Source organism: Paraburkholderia sediminicola, assembly GCF_046027355.1.
Taxonomy (GTDB): Bacteria; Pseudomonadota; Gammaproteobacteria; order Burkholderiales; family Burkholderiaceae; genus Paraburkholderia; species Paraburkholderia sediminicola_B.
Genome location: NZ_JAQQEK010000017.1, coordinates 121,765 through 143,432 on the forward strand (window position 1 = coordinate 121,765; position 21,668 = coordinate 143,432).

The following is a 21,668-nucleotide window of genomic DNA, read 5'->3' on the forward strand; positions in this document are numbered from 1 at the left end:
AGGCGCACGCGAACTGGATGCGCCCATTTTCTATTTATATTCTTCAGGCGTCGAATCGTCCGATTGTGCCTGCCTTGTTGGCCGAAAAAGCCAGCTTCAAGGCACCCTTCCTCTGACGACTATTTGGAACTGCGAAGCAGTGTCGGCAGCGCAGCGCCCCACACCTACACGAGCGGCCCCTCTTCCTGCTTCCCACGCATCGCAACGGCAATCGAACTGCCGACAATCAATGCAATGCCAAGCAACGACATGGCGCCGATCGTCTCGCCCCACACCACATAACCGAACAGCGCCGCCCACACGATGCTCGTGTAGTTGTACGGCGCGAGCGCGCCGGCGTCGGCCTGGCGGAACGCCATGGTCATCAGCAATTGCCCGGCAGTGGCGAAGCCACCGAGCAAGGCCATCACCGCGAGCGCCTGCAGCGTTGGCGTACGCCATGCGAAAAACAGCGAAGCGCCGGTGACGAGCGTGCCGATCACCGTGAAATACAGCACCGTAGTGCCCGAATCGTCGGAGGCGCGAATGCGCTTGATCTGAATGATCGATAGCGCGCCGAAGAAGGCACTCGACATCAGCAGGACGGGGCCGAGCCAACTCGAATGCGAGCCGTCCGGGCGCACCACGAACAGCACACCGACAAACCCGACCGCAGCCGCCACTGCATCGCGCGGCTTCAGCGCCTCCTTCAGCAACAGCGGCGCGAGCACGATCACCAGCAAGGTCTCGGAGTAGACGATCGCCACCGCTTCGCTAAGCGGCATGTACGGCAAACCGGCGAAGAAGAGACCCGAGGCGCCGAGCAGCGTCAGCGCGCGAATGGTCTGCCCGCGCACGTCCATGTGCCTGATCCGCTCGACGATCGGCTTGCCGCGCAGGCACACCGCCACGGCCGGCAACAAGCCGAACAGCATGCGAAAGAACGTCACCTCGTTAGCTGGATAAGCGAGCGCCACGGATTTGGCGAGCGCATCGACCAGCGCGAAACAGAACATCGACACGAGGATCAGCGCAACGCTGCGCAGGGGCACGGCGCTCGTGCGGACAGCGGTGATGGGCGGCATGGAGTGTCCCGGGAGCACGCGAAACGAGGCGTCGCCCCGGTTTCGCGTGCCGGCTACGCGGCTCGCAACATGGGAAAACGGATTATGCCTGCGGCTGCGTGAAGGATCGACGAGGCGCGTGACATTGACTCGACCCGCATCGCGCTCGCCACCGGTTTCCACTTCGCCTAGCGCGATCTTTGCCGTCCAACAATCCGGGGTAAGTACTGATACAGGTCCGCGAAACTAATAATATTATTCATATCGATTTCTATCTTCATCAGGCTAAGAAGCAATATCTCTGGCCCTATGCAGGATTAATAATAATTATGACCATCAATTAAGCGGGGACATCAGGAGATACAGGTGCGCAATTACCTTGTGCTTGCGGCGCTCGCCATGCTGGGCGCTTGCGGTGGCAATGACGGTTCGCCGAACGCGACGGCGTCGGCGGACAAGCAGGTGGCCGCGGTCGATTCCTCCGCGGCTTCGGCCGCTTCGGCAGCCTCGGCGGCTGACACGGCCAACGTCGAAAGCGAATTCAAGGCCGCGAAGGCCATTCCGGTCGGCATGAAGACGACGACCCCGCCGCTCGTGATCGCCGACCCCACCCTCAACCTTCCGCCCTACACACCGCCGGCGCCGCCCGCTCCGGTCTCCACCACCACTCTTTCGTTCGGCGACTTCACGAACTACCTCGCGCCGGGGTCGACCCAAGGCTGGGCGCCGGGCGCCAACAATTCGACCATCACCATTCCCGCGCCGGCCACCAACGGCACCGGCGCGGGCGATAAAACGGTGGCGCTCGCCAGCACCTACGCCACCGCGTCGTATGAAGCGGACGTGACGGTCAGCGCGCCGGTCGGCAACGGCGCTGCGAACGCGGGCTTTATCGTGCGCGTCACGAACCCGACGGCCGGCGGCCCCGACAGTCTGACCGGCTACTTCATCGGCCTCGATACGGGTACGCATTCGTTGGTGGTCGGCCGCCAGAACAACAACTGGACCAACTTCATCTCGTACCCGGTCAGCACAATCGTCGGCGGCAGCACGCACCATCTGAAGGTCACGACGAGCGGCACGGCCATCACCGTCGACCTCGACCAGCAGCGCGTGATCAGCGTGAACGACGCCACCAACGCCCTGCCCGCCGTGTTCCAGTCGGGCAGTTTCGGGCTGCGGCGCTTCGGCGTCGGCGCGACCTTCAGCAACATCACGATTCGTACGTACCCAACCGTGACGTCGCCGAGCTACGATTTCTCGAAGGTGGTCGGCGCGGTCTATACGCCTTCCAACGCGGTGAACGCGATCGACTTCTGGGAGAACTACGATCCGGACATCGTCAATCGTGAACTGACGTACGCGCAGACGTACGGCATGAATACGATCGCGGTCTACCTGCATTACCTGGTATGGGCGAACGATCGTGTGGCATTCCTGAGCAAGTTCGAGAACCTGCTGAAAATCGCCGCGCGCCACGGCATCAAGGTCTCGCCGATCTTCTACGACGACTGCTGGAACCCGACGCCGCAATACGGGCCGCAGCCGGCACCGGTCTGGGGCGTGCACAATAGCCAGTGGGTGCAATCGCCCGGCACGCCGGTGGAACAGGCGTATTTCCAGCCGACCGCGTCCAATTCCGCCATCACGTATAAGGCGAGTCTCGCGAGCTACATCACCGACTTCGTCGCGCCACACCGCAAGGACCCGCGCATCATCTTCTGGGAGACGATGAACGAACCCGGTTGCAGCGGTAATGGTGCATTGCAGGAAACCCGCGCGGCGCTGATGAACGATGCGCGCATCGCCATCCTGAACGCGGGCGCGACGCAGCCGATCAACGCGCCGCAAGTGCAGGAGGACGAAGGCTCGTACTTCTCCGACTTCTACGCGTTCCATCCGTACGGCAACCCGTACACGGGTCCGGTGAGCGGCAGCAATGTCAGCGCGCTGAATTCCGAAACGCTGCAACGCGGCTTCCCCGGCACCACGGGTCAAACCATGCCGGGCATCGTGTCGAACTACGGCGGCACGACGGGATTCATCGTGTGGGAGTTGATGATCGGCCGCACCAACACGCGCTTCCACTGGGGCCAGGTGCCGAGTGCGCCCGCCACGGTCGAACCGGCGACGCCCTTCCAGGGGACGATCTATCCGGACGGCCATCCGTGGCAGACCTCAGAGACGCAGGCGTTGACGGGTGGCTTCAATGTGAAGCTGCCGGTACTGCAGGTCGGCTACTACAACGATCCGACGTTCAGGAGCGCGCCGGTCAAGACGTCGATTACGCCGTTGATCGACTTCGATCTGAACACCGAGCGCGGCACGGATTCGCCTGATGCCTCCGCGGGCGTCAACGCAACCAACTACGGTGTGCGTTGGACCGGCGCGATTCAGGCGACGCAGGACGGCCTCTATACGTTCTCGATCGACAGCGACAACATTGCGCGCCTGTGGATCAACGGCGTGAAGATCATCGACAAGAAGACCCCGACGCAATCCGCCGTGAGCGGCAAAACCTGGCTCGCCGCGAAGCAGCGCGCGTCGATCAAAGTCGAGTATGTGCACGGCACCGGTCCGGCCAGCATGCATCTGCTGTGGTCGAACCCGGCGGCGAGCAATCCGAACGCACTGCGGATCGTGCCGTCCGATTCGCTCGTGACGTCGAACTAGAGGCTAGTCAGACCCAGCGGGCCGGCAAAAAGCAAGACCGCCGGCCCGGCTTGTGCAGCGCAGCGGATGCGCATCTCGCGCATGCCGCTCGCATAGCCGTTTGTAACGCCCTGTCATTTGTGCGATGCTAGCCACGCCCTGGTCATCCCAAGAAGAAACCGTGGGCGCGAGGCAGACCAATCCTGTTGCCCATTCCTCTGGAGGAGACATGATTGAGTCATCGCAATTGCGCAGCTTCGGGCGCGCCGGCATCGCATCTCGCGCCTCGTTCCGCACCACTAAATCCATCAGGCTGCACCGCATAGCGGCCGCTTCAAGCTTCGTTTTCCTGATCAGTCTCGCCGGCGTTTGCCACGCCGACACCCAGGTCGGCGGCACGCTTCCGCCCGCGCCCGACATACTCTACGGCGATCTCTTCGTCGCCGTGCAAACCGCGCAGATCTATCCGGACCAGAAGACCTTCGTCGATGCCACACCAAACGCCGATCCCGCCACGATCGTGCAGCTGTACGAGCAGCAGAAGAACAACGCCGGTTTTTCGCTGGCGAACTTCGTCAACCAGTACTTCACGCCGCCGAGCGAGCCGGTCATCACGCCGCCCGCCAACCAGACGCTGCGTGAACACATCAACTGGCTATGGCCCGCGCTGACCCGCACCACCACGAGCGCGCCACCGAACAGCTCGCTGATTCCGTTGCCGAAGCCGTACGTGGTGCCGGGCGGCCGTTTCCGCGAAGGCTACTACTGGGACACGTATTTCACGATGCTGGGGCTGCAGGAATCGGGCAACGAAAATCTCGTCGACGACATGCTCGACAACTTCGCCTACGAGATCAAAACCTTCGGCCACATTCCGAACGGCAATCGCACCTACTATCTCGACCGTTCGCAGCCGCCGTTTTTCTCGCACATGGTGGAGCTCGCGGCGAAGGTGGAAGGCCACGGCGTCTACCAGAAGTACCTGCCGGCGTTACGCAAGGAATACGCGTACTGGATGCAGGGCGAGAACACCACGCAACCCGGCTCGGCCACGCGCAATGTCGTCGTGATGCCGGATCGCACGGTGCTCAACCGCTACTGGGATGAGCTCGACACGCCACGCGACGAGTCGTACCTGGAGGACATCCAGACCGCACAACAGGCGAGCGGCCGCAATCCGAACGACGTCTACCGCGAACTGCGCGCGACCGCCGAGAGCGGCTGGGATTTCAGCTCACGCTGGTTCGGCGACAACATGACGCTCGCGACGGTGCGCACCACGTCGATCATTCCGGTCGACCTGAACAGCCTGATGTTCCACCTCGAGATCACCATCGCCAAGGGTTGCGGCGAGACGCGGGATTTCCGCTGCGTCGGCGAATTCGCGCAACGCGCTGCGAAACGAGCGCTCGGCATCAACCGCTATCTGTGGAATCCCAACGGCTATTACGGCGACTATGACTGGCAGCTCGCCAAGCCGCGCGACAACAAGACCGCGGCAATGGTGTTTCCGCTGTTCGTCGGCGCGGCGTGGCCGGATCGCGCGCTCAAGACGGCGAAACAGGTGCAGTCGACCTTGTTGCAGCCCGGCGGCCTCGTCACCACGACCTACAACACGACGCAGCAATGGGACGCGCCGAACGGCTGGGCGCCGCTGCACTGGGCGGCGATTCAGGGCTTGAAGCGTTATGGCCAGGACGCGCTCGCGCAACAGATCGGTACGCGCTTTCTCACCGACGTCAAAGGCGTCTATGCGTCCGATCAGAAACTGGTCGAGAAATACGTGGTGGAAGGCGCGGGAACGGGCGGCGGCGGCGGTGGCGAATATCCGCTGCAGGACGGCTTCGGCTGGACGAATGGCGTGACGCTCAAGCTGCTCGACCTGTATAGCCCGGGCGAGTAAAGCTGCACGGAGGGCGGCCTTTCGGTCGTGGCAGGTCATGAACACTGTATAAAAACACAGTATAATGATTTGCCCGAGCCGCCCTTCGTTTCCTGACCAGGCGGCGCCCAGCCCACGTCGGAATCATGGTGTCCCAGCAAGCCCTATTCGCGCCCGAACCCGTTGCTCTCCTCCATGACGAGGAAGGCGGCATCCGCTATCTGCCTGAGTCGATCCCCGCCGACACGGCGCGGGCGTGGTTCGAGGAAGCGTTGCGCAATATCGGCTGGCTCAGTCAGCAGCGCATGATGTACGAGCGCGAGGTCGCCGTGCCGCGCCTGCTCGCCACGTTCGCGCGTGATTCCGGCGACCTGCCCGCGCCGTTGGGCGAAGCATTCGAAGCCGTGCGCGCGCTCGTGGGCGCGCCGTTCAATCGCGTCGGTCTCAATCTCTATCGCGACGGCAGCGACAGCGTCGCGCTTCATAGCGACAAGACAGAGAAGCTGGTGCCCGCGCAGCCGATTGCCATCATCTCGCTCGGCGCGACTCGGCGCATGTCGATCCGGCCGAAGGCCGGCGCCGGACGGATCGTGCATGTCGAACTGGACCCCGGCAGTTGTCTTGTCATGAGCTACGCGTCGCAATTCACTCATGAGCACGGCATTCCCAAGCTTGCGGGCGTGACGGAGCCGCGCATCAGCCTCGCGTTTCGCTGCTTCAGCGGTTGACGAGCGAGAGGCGCGTCAGAGCAACGTGACCTTACCCGTCGCCAGATCGTAGATACCGCCGACAATCTTGACCCTGCCGCTCTTCACGTATGGCCCGATGAGCGGTCTGGACACGATCAGACGATTGGTATTCAACCTGACGTTTTCGATCGTGGTTTGCGCAACGAGATCCTCGCCATGGCCCACTTTCGCCATTTGCATGGCGGGCTTGATCGCGCGGACGAGTTCGGGCAGATGGCCGGGCAAATGAACTCCATCCTTAAGCGCCTTGACCGTGGCGGTCACCGCGCCACACTGCGTATGCCCGAGCACCATGATGAGCGGCACGCCGAGGAACTCGACGCCATACTCGAGGCTCGCGAGAATATCGTCGTTGACGAAATTGCCTGCCACACGCACCACGAACAGATCGCCCGGTCCCTGATCGAAGGCGAGCTCCGGCGCGACCCGCGAATCCGCGCAGCCCACGATGGCGGCAATCGGATACTGCGCCGCGACACGCGCCGCACGGTCAGCGGAATAGTCCTTGTTTGAAGGGGTATTCGCGGCGTAGCGGGCGTTGCCCTGCATCAAGCGGTCGAGCGCTTCAGCAGGTGGAATCGAATTCGGCGCATTGCCGGACGCGGGCTCCGCCGCCACGGCAACGTGCCGCGACAAACCTGCCAGCGTGATCGACGACGCACCGGCCAGCAGCAGATTGCGCCGCATGGGGGAAGACAGATGACGGCCGCACATGGCTCGCCTCCTATGTCATGAGCAACGCCCCAGCGGTGCCGTTCGAACCGGCATGAGCCGTGAAAGTTGGTCGCGCACGCGACGTCTCATCCTGCGCCTCTCACGTTCAAACATCAAGTTAGACGGCGTAAATGTCCGGGTTGTCCACCAGCGGCAAAAACTTGCCGGTAGGTCCGTCGAGTGCGAACATCGCACCGCTTTCGATGTCGAAGATCCAGCCGTGCAGCCGCAGCGTTTTGTTCGCGAGCCCGACTGCCACCGACGGATGCGTGCGAATGTTCGCAAGTTGCGCAATCACGTTGTCTTTGACCAGCGCGGCGAGGCACTCCGCGTCCGAATGGTAAGTGCGGGATGCGTTGATGGCCTTGGCCGCATCCGCGTGACGCAGCCAACCCGCGACCGCCGGCAGATGGTCCAGGTTCTTGCACGTCGAGATCGCCGTCATCGCGCCGCAATTCGAGTGGCCGCATATGACGATATCGCGAACGCCCAACACAGCCACCGCGTATTCGACGGTCGCCGACACGCCGCCCGGCTCCGGACCATAAGACGGCACGATATTGCCCGCATTGCGGATCACGAACAGCGAACCGGGTTCGGTCTGCGTCAGCAATTCCGGCACGACACGGCTGTCCGAGCACGTCACGAAAAGCGTACTGGGACTTTGCGCCATCGACAAACGCTTGAACAATGCGCTCTGCTGCGGAAAGACTTCGCGTTGAAAGCGGATGAGACCTTCGATGATTTCCTGCACGATTGTTCTCCAGATAAATCGAAGATTGAGCCTGCCGTGCCCGCGACACTACGAAAGCCGGGAGCATGCAGGCGATCTATTCGCGCGACTATACCGCAGCCGCAGCCTCAAGCACGAACTCGACGAACCTGCAGGCGCGGGCAGCAACGAGGCGCCATCATCACGACATCGTCGTGCCTCGCCGAAGCACAATAAAAAAAGCCCCGGCTGTTACCAGCCGGGGCCAACTCTCTCGCTCGCACACCGGAAACCGTGCGTGCATGACTACTTTACCGATACCGACGACGCCGATCTATACGCCGCGCTGGAAGAGTCCCTTCCAACGTGGCCCGGCACACACACTGCATCGAGCCCGTCGAATCAACGGCTATACATCGCGTTCCAGTCGGCTGCGGACACTGCCGGGCGGCCGCTTTGCGACGAACCCGCCACGCTGCCGCCATAACCACTGGTCTCGCCGTTGCGCGCGGCGACGCGCGCTTCCGCGGCCTGAATCGCTTCCGGATAACGCGCCTGATCGCCATCGCCGACGTGATAGCCGGCCTGTTGCAGTTGAACCAGTTCCGCACGCACCTGCTCGCGCGTGATGCGGGAATTCGATTGGGCGAATACGGTGGCCGATGCAGCCAGCGAAGCGACGATAACGACGGCCTTGATCAGGGACTTCATGATGGAAACAACCTCCGGGAATTGATGGTCAGCGGCGCTTCGAATCACTCTGCGCGCCACCGGTGAACTCAATATAGGCGTCGATTCCTCGGAGAATAATGGCCGCCCATCGAAGGGATTGTTCCTGAATCTGGAGAAATCACGCTCAGAAGCGCGTGCGGATCCCCACCGTGCCGACCACCTGATTGCCCGTGGACGAAGCGCCGCCCGCCGTGTTGATAAACGCGGTGTAGCCTTTGCCGCTCACGTGCTGGTACATCGCCTCGGCATACACGTCGGTGCGTAGCGACAGCGCATAGACGGCCTGCAGGTTCACCTGATTCCATTTCGGATCGGAGCCGAAGCTCGACGTGCCGCCCACATGCGCGTTCGTATAGGTGTAGGCCGCGCCGAGACTCAGCGCCGGCGTCACGGCGTACTTGCCGTTCACTTCGTAGTTATCGAAGCGCATCGAGCCATGCGTGGCGCCGAACGACGCGCTGTTCTGAAACTGGCTATGCGTATAGACGAAGCCGGCGGTCACGGGACCGAAGCCATAGCTCAACGCGGCGCCGGCCGTGCGCTGCACATCGGCGCCGAGCTGGAAGCCGCCCGTGCCGTTAGCCGCGGATTCGCCGAGATCGACCGCGCCGCCGGTGTTGGTGGTCGAGTTCGAGCCGTTGATCTGCAAATAACCCGCGGCCGCCTTGAACGGACCGTTGGCATAGCTCACGCCCGCGCTATAGGCGCGATTCACTGCAAAATCCGTGTTGTTCGAAAACGCGTACATCCCGCCGAACTTCAGACCGGCATAGTTCGCGCTCGCGTACTTCACGGCGTTGCTCATGCGCACCGAATGGTTCAGATTGTCGTTATCGAACGGATGCGCGAAACCGGTATCGCCGAACGTGCCCGCCGTGCCCGAGAGCGGCGCGACGAAGTCGACCAGCGAGTCGTACTGGCGACCGAGCGTGAACGTGCCGTACTGCTTGCTGCTCAAGCCGACAAACGCCTGACGGCCGAACAGCCGGTTGTCCTGGCCAAGTTTGCCGTTCTGCACGTTGTAGCCGTTCTCCAGCACGAAGATCGCCTGCAGTCCGCCGCCGAGATCCTCGGCGCCGCGCAAGCCGAAGCGGCTGCCGTTGATGTTGCCGCTCGTCGCCTGAATCAACGCGCCCTGCGAGCCGCTCTTCTTCACGTTGTTGGTGTACATCACGCCGGCGTCGATGAGGCCGTACAGCGTGACCGAACTTTGCGCATGCGCCGTGGCGGCGGCCAGTCCTGCGAACGCCGCGACCGCGGCGGAAATCTTTTTCACGTCAATGCTCCTGCGTAGCTGGAATGTCAGGTTGAACAGCGACGCGAGTATAGAAACGCGGGCATCGAAAACGAATGCCCGTGCTCTGGAGCAGACCTTTATGGAATCTGGAAGAATCGGTCATCTAAACGCAGCAATCGCGGTGCGCTGCGCTTTGACGAGGTGTTTTGAAAGCTAGGGACGCGCGGCCATGGGTCTGCGCGGAATGAACGGGTTGTGTGTGAACAACAGCCGTTGAGTCGCTTGCGAGCCCGGCGCGCGCGCCGGACTCATCGTCAATCGGAGACCGGGCCGCTCAGGCCCTGTTGAAGTCGCCAGTCTCGAGTTCCACGGACTGTCCCCCGTTTTTTTCGAGGACCCGACGTGTAGCGTTTTCAATCCGCGCGCGATTCGCCTCGAAGGTATTGACAAGGTTGTGGGCCGATGGGCCGTCGTTGCCGAAATGGTCGTTCAGCGCATCCAGCGACACGCTACACCAGACGTCGGCCCCGTCGACATTGGCTTCGAAGGCGACGCGTGCCGCTGCAACGACTTCACGGCGTCCGGTGAATTCGATCCTCATGATGACCCTCCATTTGTCGAAAGAAAGCTTCGAACGCGCAAACGCTGTGCCAAGGCGGCGTGGTCCGCAAGGCCGCCCAGGGTTAGCGCACATTCTCAGCAGGGTGCATACTCGACACCGGCCGTCCTCGTACGGTCGTGCTGATGCGTCACGGCGTGCCCGCCCATGGCCACGCCGCCCGACGTGCCTTATATCCTAATACTAACTCCTGGCCCATGTCCCGCAACCCGCAATCGTCGCGTCCTCTCGTCATTGCCGCCGTGATGGCGTCCATGGCGATGGTCGCCATCGAAGCCACCATCGTTTCCACCGCCATGCCTCAGATCGTCGCGCAACTCGGCGATCTGCATCTGTATAGCTGGGTCTTCTCGTCGTTCCTGCTGACGCAAACCGCGATGACCGTGGTGTTCGGCAAACTCGCCGACCTGTACGGCCGCAAGCCGGTCATGCTGGCCGGCATCGCGATCTTCCTGATTGGTTCGGTGCTGGCCGGCTTCGCCTGGTCGATGCCGGCCATGATCGCGTTCCGTCTGATTCAGGGCGTCGGCGCGGGCGCGATCCAGCCGGTCACGCTGACCATCGTCGCCGATCTCTATCCCGCGCGCGAACGCGGCAAGGTGCAAGGCTATCTCGCGAGCGTCTGGGCGATCTCTGCCGTAGTGGGCCCGATGGTCGGCGGCTTCATCATTCACAACATGTCGTGGGCATGGATCTTCTGGATGAACGTGCCGATCGGGCTCGCCTCCGCGGCGGGCTTCATCGCGTTCCTGCGCGAATCGGAACGGCATGCGCGCCCCTCGATCGATTTCGGCGGCGCGGCGCTGTTCATGGCGGCCATTGCCGCGCTCATGATGGCGCTCACTTACGCCGGCGACGACCAGGTCGCGCAGGCCTCGATGGCGGGCGGCGTCTTCGTGCTGTGTGTGTTGCTGTTCGTGTGGCAGGAGCGCCGCGCGGCTGAACCGATGATCTCCTTCGCGTTGTGGAGCCGCCGGCCGATCGCCGCTTCCAACGGCGCGACCTTGCTGTCCGGCATGATCCTGATGGGCGCCACCACGTTCCTGCCGATGTACGTGCAGGGCGTGCTGAACCGCTCACCTGTGATCGCCGGCCTGGCTCTGACGATGATGATGGTCGGCTGGCCGACCGGCGCCACGCTCGCGGCGAAGTCGTTTCATCGCATCGGCTTGCGGCGCATTCTGATCGGCGGCAGCGCGGCCATTCCGCTCGGCGCGGCGCTGCTGCTGTTCCTGTCGCCGGGCGGCTCGCCGCTCGTCGCCGCGTTCGGTTCGCTCATCATGGGCTTCGGCATGGGCACCTCGAGCGTCAGTTGTCTGGTGCTGATTCAGGAGATCGTCCGCATGGACGAACGCGGCAGCGCCACCGCGTCGAACCTGTTCTCGCGCAATCTCGGCAGCACGTTGGGCGCGACGTTGTTCGGCGCGGTGCTCAACTTCGGGCTCAGTCATTCGAAGGGCGTGGCCGTGGTGACGTCGGATCAGTTGAAGGCGCTGCTGCAGAATCAGGCCGCCAGCCTCGGCGACAGCGAGATGATCCGCACGGTGCTGCATCAATCGCTGCACCTTACGTTCATCTCGCTCTTCGTCATCGCGATCTTCGTGGTCCTGCTGCTGTTGTTCGTGCCCGCGATCAGCATCGGCGCGGAGAAGAAGATGCCGATCGAGGCGTTGTCGCCGCTGGAGGATTGACAGGCGTGGTGGGCGCGGCGGCGCACTGCCCGCTGTCGCGCTCAACTCGATAGCACGATGGCGCTGCTGCTTGCATCAGCGCGCGGGCAACGTCGCCGCGAAAAAGCGGATCGCCCGGTCAGCAGCCAGCGCATGCACCGCATCACGATCGACGCCCGGCCCGTCCTGGCAAATGCCCGCGAGGTGCGCGACCACGTCGGCGAGACAGGTATCCAGAAACGTGTAATGCGACGCCCCCGGCACCATCTCGACATGCGCCTTGGGCAGCAAGCCCGCGATGCGATGAATGTTGGTGGCCACGGGCGCGGTGACATCGGCCTCGCCCGCGAGCAGCGAGACGGGAATCGTGACGTCGGCAAACGAGGCGTTGTCGAAGGCTTCACCCAACGCGGGCGCGATGGCGAACACGGCTTTGACGCGTGGATCGCGATACGAAGCGCCGGACCGTGCGCGCGACGCCTTGGTCTCCGGCGAAAGATCGTCGAGCGTCAAGGGCGCCGCGCCCGATGCGTCGCTAATCCGCGCCGCTTCCGGCGGATGGCAGATGGCGTCAGCCTCGGGTGACGTGCAGAAGCGCTCGAACGCCTGCAGATTGGTCCGCGCGCCCGCCAGTTCGAGCACCGTGTAACCGCCCAGCGAGAACCCCACCGCGCCGATCCGCTCGCGGTCCACATGCGGCCCGAGCATCGGATCGGCGAGCACGCCGTCGAGTACTTCGCTCGCGTCGGTGGCGCGCTCCCACCAGAGCATGAAGCCGTCGCGGGTCATCGGCGCCGCCGCGGTGTTACCCGGATGATTGGTGCCGGCCACGATATAGCCTTGCGCGGCGAGCGACGCCGCCAGCCAGTCGAGACTGTCCGCGGTGCCGCCCGTGCCGTGCGACAGCACCAGCAGCGGATAGCTTGCGCGCGCGGTGGACAGCGGCGCATCGTCGGCGGCGGCGTGGCCGTGAAAGATCGGATGACCGGGCGCGCCGATCTTGCGCGGCGTCTGCGGCACCGACGTGTCGACCGGATACCAGATGCGCGTCACCAGCGCCTCGGTCTTCGCCCCGCGCCAATTACGGGCCACGGCGGGATGAAACACCCGCGTCGTCTCACCCACATGCAAATCCGCCTGATCCGCCGGCACGGCACCCGCCCAGCACAACGCCGCCGCACTCGCCAGCCTGGCGATGACGGCACAGCTCACACGAAACATGGTCAGTCCTTGCGGATAGGGATCATCAGGTCGGTCACGCACGTCTGCTGCAGACCGGCGACCAGTGGATTGCGATACAGCTCGAGCGCGGGACGCCGGTCGCGCAGAAAGCCGCTTTGCGGCAGCCAGCCGCCGTAAAGTGCGCGAAAGGTCGGCGAGATCAGCGCATACGGGCCGATCAGCCGATGCACCGCATACAGTCCGCCTTCGAGCCGCAACGGTTCGACTGCGTCGCGCGCTTCGACCGGCACGTCGTAAGGGCCAGCGACAATGGCCGCGCGATAACTGAAACTGTCCTTCACCGCGGGATCGCGCACGCAGATGCCCACGCGCTGATCCATCGCCGCGTTTTCGTCGCAATGCAGCATCGTCATGAGCGAGCGAAAGGTTTGGCCGATGGTCGCGACCGGCCCGTCATGCCGAAGACTGAGCACATCGAACGGCGCGATCTCCGTGAGTTCGACGGCAGGCAGCGCCGGAGCCGGGGCGTTGTTCCTCGACGCGGCGAGTTGTGCGTCCGCCGCCCTGCCCGTGCATGGCGCCGCCAGACGTTTCTGCCGTGCCTTGAACTCGCTCGGCGAAACGCCGGTGAAGCCACGAAATGCGCGCGCGAAGGCCTGCGGGCTGTTGTAGCCGGCATCGTGCGCGACCGTGGTCACCGACGCGGCGGCATCGGTCAGCCGTTGCGCCGCTTGCGCAAGCCGCAGGCGTTGCACGGTCTCCACGACGCTTTCGCCCGTCAGCGCGCGGTAGACGCGATGAAAATGAAACGGCGACAGATGCGCCACCGCGGCAAGGCTCTCCAGCGTGTGGTGCGCACCGGGTTCGAGCAGAATTGCCTCGACCACGCGGGCGATCCGTCGGCGGTAATCACGTTCGGTGCTGGGCTTCATCATGGCGCTAGGATAGCGGCGTCGCGGCCGCAAGACGGTGCAGAGCTTGCGAAATTTTAGGCGGCGCGCGCCGGCGATGTTTCATGCTCCGTTCCGGTCCCCTGGCGACAGCCCGTGATCAAGCTCCGTCGCGGCATAGCCCGGTCATCCACGCATGAACCGCGTCCACCGCAGCCGAACGCGCCGGTTGCGCGGAGCGCATCAGCCAGAGCGGCGCGAGCGCGAAGCCCGGCACCTGCGGCAAAATTTCGACGCGGCCGCTCGTCAGCGCGTCGCCCGCGTCGAGTCGCGACACCATCGCGATGCCCGCCTCCTGTTCCGCAGCGGCTACGAGAAAACGTGGATCACTGACCGTCATCGCCCGGCGCGTGCGCAAGCCGCCGCGCTTCAATTCGGGCAACCACGGCGCCCATTCGGGATGCGCCTCGTGAACCAGCAATGGCGCTTGCATCAACACCTCGGGAAACGGCGCGTCGCGCAGACGGCGCGCCGTCATCGGTCCGCAGATCGCCACGGCCGCTTCTTCGAGCAACAGCTCGCACACGACTTCCGGCGTACGGATTGCCTTCGCCGACACCACCAGGTCGACATCCACGCGATCGATCTCGTTGACTTCCTCGCCGGTGACGAGCCAGAGCTCCAGATTGGGCAACGCCTCGGCGAACACACGCATGCGCGGCATCAGCCAGCCTGAAGCGAATTGCGGCGCGCACACGAGAATCACCGAATCCGGATTGCCGTACGGCTCGATGCGATCGCGCCCGTCGGCAAGCGTGGCGAGCGCCGTCGTCACGGTTTGCGCGTATAGCGTGCCGGCGGCCGTCAGCGCCACACCGCGGCCGATGCGGCGAAACAGCGGCTGCCCGGTCCACTCCTCGAGTTGCTGGATCTGATGGCTGATCGCCGATTGCGTCAGCGCCAGTTCCTGCGCGGCGCGCGTGAAGCTGCCGAGACGCGCGGCGGCGTCGAAGGCGAGCAAGGCTTGCAAGGGCGGAAGTCTGCGCATGGTTCGCTCAGGTCAGATATTAGAAATATCGATACTTCCAGCAAGATTCTTCGCTATTCGCCGGAATTTTTCCCCGCAATCATAGACCCAGTTGCCCGTCACGCATAACTCGCCGCTAATTTGCCATACGACAGACATGAGAAATATTTGTGCGACGGGCGCCTCATTCAACCGACTGGATAGCTCTGTATGACCCTGAATCTGAACGCGCCGCACCCGTATTTAAAGAGCCCCGGCCAGGATGACGGCCAGCCTGCCGCGCCGACCTATGCAGGCGTGCTGTCATTCATGCGTCGCCCCTACTCGCGTGATCTGACAGGCGTGGACGTCGCCGTGTCGGGCATTCCGCTCGATCTCGCCACGACCTTCCGCCCCGGCACGCGCTTCGGTCCGGCGGGCGTGCGCGCCGCCTCCGTACAACTGGCGGAACTCGGCGCGTTCCCGTGGGGCGTCGATCCTTTCGACCATCTGAATGTGGTCGACTACGGCGACTGCTGGTTCGACGCGCACAACCCGTCGGGCATTCGCGACGCGATCATCGCGCACGCCCGCGGCATTCTCGCCGCCGGCACGCGCATGCTGACATTCGGTGGCGACCACTACATCACGTATCCATTGCTGGTCGCGCACGCCGAGAAATACGGCAAGCCGCTGAGCCTGATCCATTTCGACGCGCATTGCGACACCTGGCCGGACGACAACCCCGATTCGCTGAACCACGGCACGATGTTCTACAAGGCGATCCGCGAAGGGCTGATCGATCCCGCGCATTCGGTGCAGATCGGCATTCGCACGTGGAACGACGACTTCATGGGCGTGCACATTCTCGATGCGCCGTGGGTCCATCGCAACGGCACGCAAGCGACGATCGACGAAGTGCTGTCCATTGTCGGCAGCGCGCCCACTTACCTCACCTTCGACATCGACTGTCTCGATCCCGCCTTCGCGCCCGGCACGGGCACGCCGGTGGCGGGCGGCCTGAGTTCGGCGCAGGCGCTGGAAATCGTGCGCGCGCTGGGCGCTGTGAATCTGGTCGGCGCGGACGTGGTGGAAGTGTCGCCGCCGTACGACCACAGCGACGTGACCGCCCTCGCCGCGGCGCATCTCGCCTCGGACATGCTATGCCTGATGCGCAATCAGAAGCTGCAACGCCTCGCGCGCCTGTAAGCGCGCCCGTGGCCCGTTGAACTCTTTCCGGACGAGATGACCGACATGCCCCACACTTCAATGAAACCGCTGCTGGCCGCACTACTGCTCGGCGCATTCAGCGCCGCCTCGCACGCCGACGAAAAACAGCTCAACCTGTACAACTGGGCGGACTACATCGCGAAAGACACCGTGCCGAACTTCGAGAAAGAGTCCGGCATTCACGTGCGCTACGACGTGTACGACGGCGACGAAACCCTGCAGGCCAAACTGCTGACCGGATCCACCGGCTACGACGTCGTGGTGCCGACCTCGAACTTTCTCGCGAAGCAGATCGAAGCGGGCATCTATCAGAAGCTCGACAAATCGAAGCTGCCGAATCTGGCGAACCTCGACGGCAATCTGCTGAAGCTCGTCGCCGACGCGGACCCCGGCAATCAGTACGCGGTGCCGTGGGCGTGGGGCACGACGGGGCTCGGCTACAACGTCACCCGCGTGAAAAAGATTCTCGGCAGCGAGATGCCACTCGATAACTGGGACATCCTGTTCAAGCCCGAGTACTTGAGCAAGCTGAAGAGTTGCGGCGTCTCCGTGCTCGACGCGCCGTCCGATGTGTTCGCGGTCACGCTGCACTATCTCGGCCGCGACCCCAACAGCGAGAATCCGGCCGACTATCAGGCCGCGTACGACGCGCTGAAAAAGATCCGCCCGTATATCACGCAGTTCAACGCGACGAGCTACATCAACGATCTGGCCGGCGACGACGTCTGCTTCGCGCTGAGCTGGTCGGGCGATGTATCGATGGCGAGCCATCGCGCGCGTGAAGCCGGCAAGCGCTACGAGGTCAAGTACTTCATTCCGCAAGGCGGCGCGCCGGTCTGGTTCGACATGATGGCGATACCGAAAGATGCGCCGCATCCCGAAGCGGCGCTCAACTGGATCAATTATATCGAGCGCCCCGAGGTGCACGCCGACATTACCAACGCCGTGTTCTATCCGAACGCGGATGCCGCCGCGCGCAAATTCGTGCGGCCGGAAATTCTCAACGACCCGACCGTGTATCCGCCTGAGCCCGTGCTGAAGACGCTGTTTTTGCTCAAGCCCTTGCCTGCGCAGATCAAGCGCCTGGAAGGCCGCTTGTGGGCGCAGTTGAAATCGGGTTCGTGATGTGCCGCTGAAGTAAGCGGGCGCGCGTCAAGCCGCCTGGCCTTCGGCCGTCAGCAACTCGATGCCGTCGAGTTGCGCCGCGCAGGTATCGCGCACGATCGTGACGAAATCATCGAAATACGGCCGGCTCGCGAAGCCTTTCGCGGCCACCGCGTACAGTTCGCTCCACAGTCCCTGCGTGCCGACGCGTTTGGCCAGCACGTAATCGTGATCGACGTAGTTTTTCACGCCCCAGTTCGGCAGCGCCGCGATCCCGCGGCGGCTCGCCACCAGTTGCATGATGGCGATGGTCAGTTCCGCCGTGCGGCGTTCGAGCTTGATGCCGGCCGGCTCCAGCACCTCGCGAATCAGATCGATGCGCGCCTCGGGCACCGGATAGGTGATCAACGTCTCGTCGCGCAGATCGTCCGACACCACGCGACGTTTGTTGCGCAACCGGTGCTCATTGGCCATCACCACCAGAATCTCGAAGCGGAACAGCGGCGCGATATGCAGGCTACGCCGCGTGGCCGGTTTCGAGCCAATCACCACATCGGCCTTGCCGTCGCTCAGCAAGCGCAGCGGGTCCGCGTGGAAGCCGGCGACCAGATCCACTTCGACTTCCGGCCAGCGCCGCCGGAATTCGTCCATGACCGGCATCAGCCAGTCGAAGCAGGTATGGCATTCCAGCACGATCCGCAACTCGCCGCGCGTGTCGCCCTTCAGGCGCACGAGATCGCGCTCCGCCGCGCTCACCGCCGCGATCGTCTCGCGGCCGAGCGCCAGCAGCCGCTCGCCGGCGGCGGTAAAGCGCAAGCCCTGTTTGGTGCGCTCGAACAGCGACACCTCGTAGTGCGCCTCGATATCGCGAATCTGATGCGAGAGCGCCGACTGGCTCAGATGCACGCGCTCGGCGGCCGCCACCAGCTTGCCCGAATCGGCAATGGCGATCAGCGAACGCAAGTGGCGAAGCTCAAGCATGCGATGGCTCCGCTTCAAACGAATAAGTGTGGATATGAATCTGGCTCATACGTTGGTGAAAACATGTCGCTTGATGAATCATAGCGCGACTTTCACACTGGGCGCCAATTCACACAACGCACAACAGGACTTCACATGGCCCGCACGCATATCCCCGGCTTTCCTCGCATCGGCGCGCAACGCGAACTGAAATTCGCGCAGGAATCGTTCTGGCGCGGCGAATCCGACGAACAGTATCTGCGTGGCGTCGCGCGCGAACTGCGCGCCCGTCATTGGCAATTGCAGCAGGACGCCAGGCTGGATTTCGTCACCGTCGGCGACTTCGCCTACTACGACCAGATGCTCAATCTGAGCGCGCTGCTCGGCGCATTGCCGCAACGTTTCGGCTTCGATGCAAAGGCGCTGTCGCTTGCCCAGTACTACGAGCTCGCGCGCGGCAACGCCGCGCAACCGGCGATGGAAATGACCAAATGGTTCGACACGAACTACCACTACCTCGTCCCCGAACTGGGACCGCAGACGAGCTTCGACGGCGGCGTCGAGTGGCTGTTCGAGGAGATCGATGAAGCGCTCGCGCTGAACCTGCCGGTCAAGCCGGTGCTGATCGGCCCGATCACTTACCTGTGGCTGTCGAAGAGCCATGTCGCCGGTTTCGACCGTTTGTCGTTGCTGCCGAAGCTCGTGATCCGCTACAGCCGTCTGCTGGAGAAGCTCAAGCAGCGCGGTATCGAATGGGTGCAACTCGACGAGCCGGTCCTGTGCGTCGATCTGCCCGCTGAATGGCTCGACGCGTTTTCCGCCGCGTACGACGTGCTCGGCACGTCGGGCGTGAAAGTGCTGCTGGCCACGTACTTCGAAAGCGCCGCGGAGCACGCGCCGCGTGTGGCCGCGCTGCCGGTCGCCGGCGTGCATCTCGACCTGGTGCGCGCCCCGCAACAACTCGACGCGTGGCGCGCGGCCTTGCCCGCGCACGCGGTGTTGTCGGCCGGCGTGATCGATGGCCGCAATATCTGGCGCGCGGATCTCGGCGAGATCGTCGAATCGTTGCAGGCCTTGCATGCGGAATTCGGCGAACGCTTGTGGGTTTCGTCGTCGTGCTCGTTGCTGCATGTGCCGGTCTCGTTGGATGCGGAAAAGAAACTCGACGCGGATCTGAAATCCTGGCTCGCCTTCGCGACCGAGAAACTCGACGAAGTCGCCACGCTCGCCCTCGCGTTGCGCGATCCCGCCGCGGCCGAAGCCACACTCGTCGCCACCGACCGCGCGCTCGAAACACGCCGCCACTCCAGCGCGGTGGTCAACGCGCTCGTGCAAAAACGCGTGGCCGCGGTCAGCAACGCGATGGCCGAGCGGCAAAGCCCGTTCGCCGAACGCAATCGCCTGCAGCGCGAAGCGCTCGGCCTGCCGCTCCTGCCGACCACCACGATTGGCTCGTTCCCACAAACGCCGGCGATCCGCCAGGCGCGCGCCGCCTACAAGCGCGGCGAACTGCGCGCGCTCGACTATCTGCAGCGCATGCGCGCCGAGATCGAGATCGCCGTGCGCAAACAGGAAGAGTTGGGTCTCGACGTGCTGGTCCATGGCGAAGCCGAGCGCAACGACATGGTCGAATATTTCGGCGAACAGTTGTGGGGCTATGCGTTCACGGAAAACGGCTGGGTGCAGAGCTACGGCTCGCGCTGCGTGAAACCGCCGATCATTTACGGCGACGTCTACCGTCCCGAACCGATGACGGTCGAGACCACGCGCTACGCGCAATCGCTCACGCAGCGTCTGATGAAAGGCATGCTGACCGGTCCGGTAACGATGCTGCAATGGTCGTTCGTGCGTGACGACCAGCCGCGCTCGACCACCGCGTTGCAACTCGCGCTCGCGATCCGCGACGAGGTCGTGGATCTGGAAAAGGCCGGCATTCGCATCATCCAGATCGACGAACCGGCTTTCCGCGAGGGCTTGCCGTTGCGTCGCGACGATTGGGCCGCGTATCTGGAATGGGCCACGCGTGTGTTCCGCATTTCAGCAGCGGGCGTCGCCGATCAAACGCAGATTCATACGCATATGTGCTATTCGGAGTTCAACGACATTCTGCCGTCGATCGCCGCAATGGATGCCGACGTGATCACCATCGAAACCTCGCGTTCGGCGATGGAACTGCTCGACGGCTTCGGCGCCTTCGCATATCCGAACGAAATCGGCCCGGGTGTCTATGATATCCACTCGCCGCGCGTGCCGGACGCAGATGCGATGGAACGTCTGCTGGTACGCGCGTGCGAGGTGATTCCGGCCGAACGCCTGTGGGTCAATCCGGATTGCGGGCTGAAGACGCGCGGCTGGCCGGAAACCGAAGCGGCGCTGACGAACATGGTTCGGGCCGCCAAGGCATTGCGTGTGAAGCTGGCGGCGAGGCAACCGGATGAATTGACAGCGTAAAAAGGATCGGCCGTCGATCTGGCGTTGACTGCTCATCCGCGCACTGTGTCATGGTGCGCGGCTGGGCTTTTTCACGTAGGCCGGTTCAGTCTTTCGCGTACAGGGTCGAGTCCGCGAAGCCTTCCGCGGCGAGCACCTGTCCGACCAGGATCAACGCGGTCCGCTCGATGGACGCCGACTGCACCTTGCTGACAATGTCGTCGAGCGTGCCGGTGATCTTCTCCTCGTCGGGCCAACTCGCGCGATAGATCACCGCGATCGGACACGCGCCGCCGTAATGCGGCCGCAATTCATCGACGATGCGTGCAAGATGCCGCACGCCGAGGTGAATCGCCATCGTCGCGCGATGACGGGCGAGGTCGGCCAGTTGTTCGCCTTCGGGCATGCTGGTTTTGCTCGCGAAGCGCGTGAGAATCAGCGTCTGCGAAATATCAGGCAGCGTGAGTTCGCAACCCAGCGCCGCCGCGCTTGCCGCCGTGGCGGTGACGCCCGGCACGATCTCGTAGGGAATCTTCAGTTCGCGCAGTCTGCGAATCTGTTCGCCGATCGCGCCATATAAGGACGGATCGCCGGAATGCACGCGCGCCACGTCCTGGCCTTTGTCGTGCGCGGCCGCGAGCAACGCGACGATCCGATCGAGGTCGAGCTCGGCGGTGTTGACGACCTGCCGCGCCGCGTGACCTTCGAGCACCGCGGCCGGCACGAGCGAACCCGCGTACAGGATCACCGGACAGCTGCGCACGAGGCGCTGCCCTTTCACCGTGATCAGTTCAGGGTCGCCTGGACCCGCGCCGATAAAAAACACCGTCATTCACTACTCCATGATTCGTTGAGG

At 63.6% G+C, this 21,668-nt stretch carries 18 protein-coding genes; 7 read left to right on the forward strand and 11 right to left on the reverse strand.

Annotation, left to right across the window (positions count from 1 at the left end; translation table 11 throughout):
• Positions 1-164 precede the first annotated feature (164 nt).
• Positions 165-1,064, reverse strand: a complete 900-nt coding sequence (locus PQR42_RS26865; protein ID WP_408207566.1) for a DMT family transporter — start codon at positions 1,062-1,064, stop codon at positions 165-167.
• A 345-nt stretch (positions 1,065-1,409) separates the two neighbouring features.
• Here PQR42_RS26865 and PQR42_RS26870 point away from each other — a divergent pair, with 345 nt between their 5' ends.
• From PQR42_RS26870 to PQR42_RS26880, 3 genes are all read left to right on the forward strand, one after another.
• Entirely contained in the window at positions 1,410-3,716 is a 2,307-nt protein-coding gene (locus PQR42_RS26870; RefSeq protein ID WP_408388221.1) for a PA14 domain-containing protein, read from the forward strand.
• Positions 3,717-3,924: 208 nt separating this feature from the next.
• Entirely contained in the window at positions 3,925-5,598 is a 1,674-nt protein-coding gene (treA, locus tag PQR42_RS26875) for an alpha,alpha-trehalase TreA (protein ID WP_408388223.1), read from the forward strand.
• A 125-nt stretch (positions 5,599-5,723) separates the two neighbouring features.
• On the forward strand, positions 5,724-6,305 hold the full coding sequence (locus PQR42_RS26880) for an alpha-ketoglutarate-dependent dioxygenase AlkB family protein (protein ID WP_408388225.1): 582 nt from the start codon (positions 5,724-5,726) through the stop codon (positions 6,303-6,305).
• 15 nt (positions 6,306-6,320) lie between these two features.
• Here PQR42_RS26880 and PQR42_RS26885 read toward each other — a convergent pair whose 3' ends face one another.
• The 5 genes from PQR42_RS26885 to PQR42_RS26905 all read right to left on the reverse strand — a co-directional run bounded on the left by PQR42_RS26885 (position 6,321) and on the right by PQR42_RS26905 (position 10,322).
• Positions 6,321-7,040 carry a carbonic anhydrase gene (locus PQR42_RS26885; RefSeq protein WP_408207573.1) on the reverse strand — a complete coding sequence of 240 codons (720 nt, stop codon included), beginning with the start codon at positions 7,038-7,040 and terminating at the stop codon, positions 6,321-6,323.
• Between the two features lie 118 nt (positions 7,041-7,158).
• Entirely contained in the window at positions 7,159-7,794 is a 636-nt protein-coding gene (locus tag PQR42_RS26890) for a carbonic anhydrase (RefSeq protein ID WP_408388227.1), read from the reverse strand.
• Positions 7,795-8,154: 360 nt separating this feature from the next.
• Positions 8,155-8,463, reverse strand: coding sequence for a DUF4148 domain-containing protein (locus tag PQR42_RS26895; RefSeq protein WP_408388229.1), 309 nt, complete (start codon positions 8,461-8,463; stop codon positions 8,155-8,157).
• 145 nt (positions 8,464-8,608) lie between these two features.
• On the reverse strand, positions 8,609-9,760 hold the full coding sequence (locus tag PQR42_RS26900; protein ID WP_408207579.1) for a porin: 1,152 nt from the start codon (positions 9,758-9,760) through the stop codon (positions 8,609-8,611).
• 295 nt (positions 9,761-10,055) lie between these two features.
• Positions 10,056-10,322 (reverse strand): DUF1488 family protein, encoded by a 267-nt coding sequence (locus tag PQR42_RS26905; RefSeq protein ID WP_408207581.1) that lies wholly within the window; start codon positions 10,320-10,322, stop codon positions 10,056-10,058.
• 215 nt (positions 10,323-10,537) lie between these two features.
• Between PQR42_RS26905 and PQR42_RS26910 the strand changes: the two genes are divergently transcribed.
• Positions 10,538-12,031 carry an MDR family MFS transporter gene (locus PQR42_RS26910; protein ID WP_408388231.1) on the forward strand — a complete coding sequence of 498 codons (1,494 nt, stop codon included), beginning with the start codon at positions 10,538-10,540 and terminating at the stop codon, positions 12,029-12,031.
• A 75-nt stretch (positions 12,032-12,106) separates the two neighbouring features.
• Here PQR42_RS26910 and PQR42_RS26915 read toward each other — a convergent pair whose 3' ends face one another.
• The 3 genes from PQR42_RS26915 to PQR42_RS26925 form a co-directional block, all read right to left on the reverse strand.
• Positions 12,107-13,231 carry an alpha/beta hydrolase family protein gene (locus tag PQR42_RS26915; protein ID WP_408388233.1) on the reverse strand — a complete coding sequence of 375 codons (1,125 nt, stop codon included), beginning with the start codon at positions 13,229-13,231 and terminating at the stop codon, positions 12,107-12,109.
• 2 nt (positions 13,232-13,233) lie between these two features.
• Positions 13,234-14,127 (reverse strand): AraC family transcriptional regulator, encoded by an 894-nt coding sequence (locus tag PQR42_RS26920; protein ID WP_408388235.1) that lies wholly within the window; start codon positions 14,125-14,127, stop codon positions 13,234-13,236.
• A 115-nt stretch (positions 14,128-14,242) separates the two neighbouring features.
• On the reverse strand, positions 14,243-15,130 hold the full coding sequence (locus PQR42_RS26925; RefSeq protein WP_408388237.1) for a LysR substrate-binding domain-containing protein: 888 nt from the start codon (positions 15,128-15,130) through the stop codon (positions 14,243-14,245).
• Between the two features lie 189 nt (positions 15,131-15,319).
• Here PQR42_RS26925 and speB point away from each other — a divergent pair, with 189 nt between their 5' ends.
• A complete protein-coding gene (gene speB / locus PQR42_RS26930; RefSeq protein WP_408493990.1) occupies positions 15,320-16,297 on the forward strand; it encodes an agmatinase in 978 nt (325 codons plus the stop codon).
• Between the two features lie 36 nt (positions 16,298-16,333).
• Complete coding sequence (locus PQR42_RS26935; protein ID WP_408388240.1) at positions 16,334-17,443, forward strand: polyamine ABC transporter substrate-binding protein; 1,110 nt, start codon at positions 16,334-16,336, stop codon at positions 17,441-17,443.
• Between the two features lie 27 nt (positions 17,444-17,470).
• Here PQR42_RS26935 and PQR42_RS26940 read toward each other — a convergent pair whose 3' ends face one another.
• A complete protein-coding gene (locus PQR42_RS26940) occupies positions 17,471-18,403 on the reverse strand; it encodes a LysR family transcriptional regulator (RefSeq protein WP_408207595.1) in 933 nt (310 codons plus the stop codon).
• Positions 18,404-18,538: 135 nt separating this feature from the next.
• Between PQR42_RS26940 and metE the strand changes: the two genes are divergently transcribed.
• A complete protein-coding gene (gene metE / locus PQR42_RS26945) occupies positions 18,539-20,833 on the forward strand; it encodes a 5-methyltetrahydropteroyltriglutamate--homocysteine S-methyltransferase (protein WP_408388242.1) in 2,295 nt (764 codons plus the stop codon).
• An 85-nt stretch (positions 20,834-20,918) separates the two neighbouring features.
• Here metE and cobM read toward each other — a convergent pair whose 3' ends face one another.
• Positions 20,919-21,644 (reverse strand): precorrin-4 C(11)-methyltransferase, encoded by a 726-nt coding sequence (cobM, locus tag PQR42_RS26950; RefSeq protein ID WP_408388244.1) that lies wholly within the window; start codon positions 21,642-21,644, stop codon positions 20,919-20,921.
• Between the last annotated feature and the right edge of the window lie 24 nt (positions 21,645-21,668).

Bases quoted from the DNA above. Each gene is read 5' to 3' on its own strand.
- PQR42_RS26865 (WP_408207566.1), bottom strand. From the start codon at position 1,064: ATGCCGCCCATCACCGCTGTCCGCACGAGCGCCGTGCCCCTGCGCAGC.
- treA (WP_408388223.1), top strand. From the start codon at position 3,925: ATGATTGAGTCATCGCAATTGCGCAGCTTCGGGCGCGCCGGCATCGCA.
- PQR42_RS26880 (WP_408388225.1), top strand. From the start codon at position 5,724: ATGGTGTCCCAGCAAGCCCTATTCGCGCCCGAACCCGTTGCTCTCCTC.
- PQR42_RS26885 (WP_408207573.1), bottom strand. From the start codon at position 7,040: ATGTGCGGCCGTCATCTGTCTTCCCCCATGCGGCGCAATCTGCTGCTG.
- PQR42_RS26895 (WP_408388229.1), bottom strand. From the start codon at position 8,463: ATGAAGTCCCTGATCAAGGCCGTCGTTATCGTCGCTTCGCTGGCTGCA.
- PQR42_RS26905 (WP_408207581.1), bottom strand. From the start codon at position 10,322: ATGAGGATCGAATTCACCGGACGCCGTGAAGTCGTTGCAGCGGCACGC.
- PQR42_RS26910 (WP_408388231.1), top strand. From the start codon at position 10,538: ATGTCCCGCAACCCGCAATCGTCGCGTCCTCTCGTCATTGCCGCCGTG.
- PQR42_RS26915 (WP_408388233.1), bottom strand. From the start codon at position 13,231: ATGTTTCGTGTGAGCTGTGCCGTCATCGCCAGGCTGGCGAGTGCGGCG.
- PQR42_RS26920 (WP_408388235.1), bottom strand. From the start codon at position 14,127: ATGATGAAGCCCAGCACCGAACGTGATTACCGCCGACGGATCGCCCGC.
- PQR42_RS26925 (WP_408388237.1), bottom strand. From the start codon at position 15,130: ATGCGCAGACTTCCGCCCTTGCAAGCCTTGCTCGCCTTCGACGCCGCC.
- speB (WP_408493990.1), top strand. From the start codon at position 15,320: ATGACCCTGAATCTGAACGCGCCGCACCCGTATTTAAAGAGCCCCGGC.
- PQR42_RS26935 (WP_408388240.1), top strand. From the start codon at position 16,334: ATGACCGACATGCCCCACACTTCAATGAAACCGCTGCTGGCCGCACTA.
- PQR42_RS26940 (WP_408207595.1), bottom strand. From the start codon at position 18,403: ATGCTTGAGCTTCGCCACTTGCGTTCGCTGATCGCCATTGCCGATTCG.
- metE (WP_408388242.1), top strand. From the start codon at position 18,539: ATGGCCCGCACGCATATCCCCGGCTTTCCTCGCATCGGCGCGCAACGC.
- cobM (WP_408388244.1), bottom strand. From the start codon at position 21,644: ATGACGGTGTTTTTTATCGGCGCGGGTCCAGGCGACCCTGAACTGATC.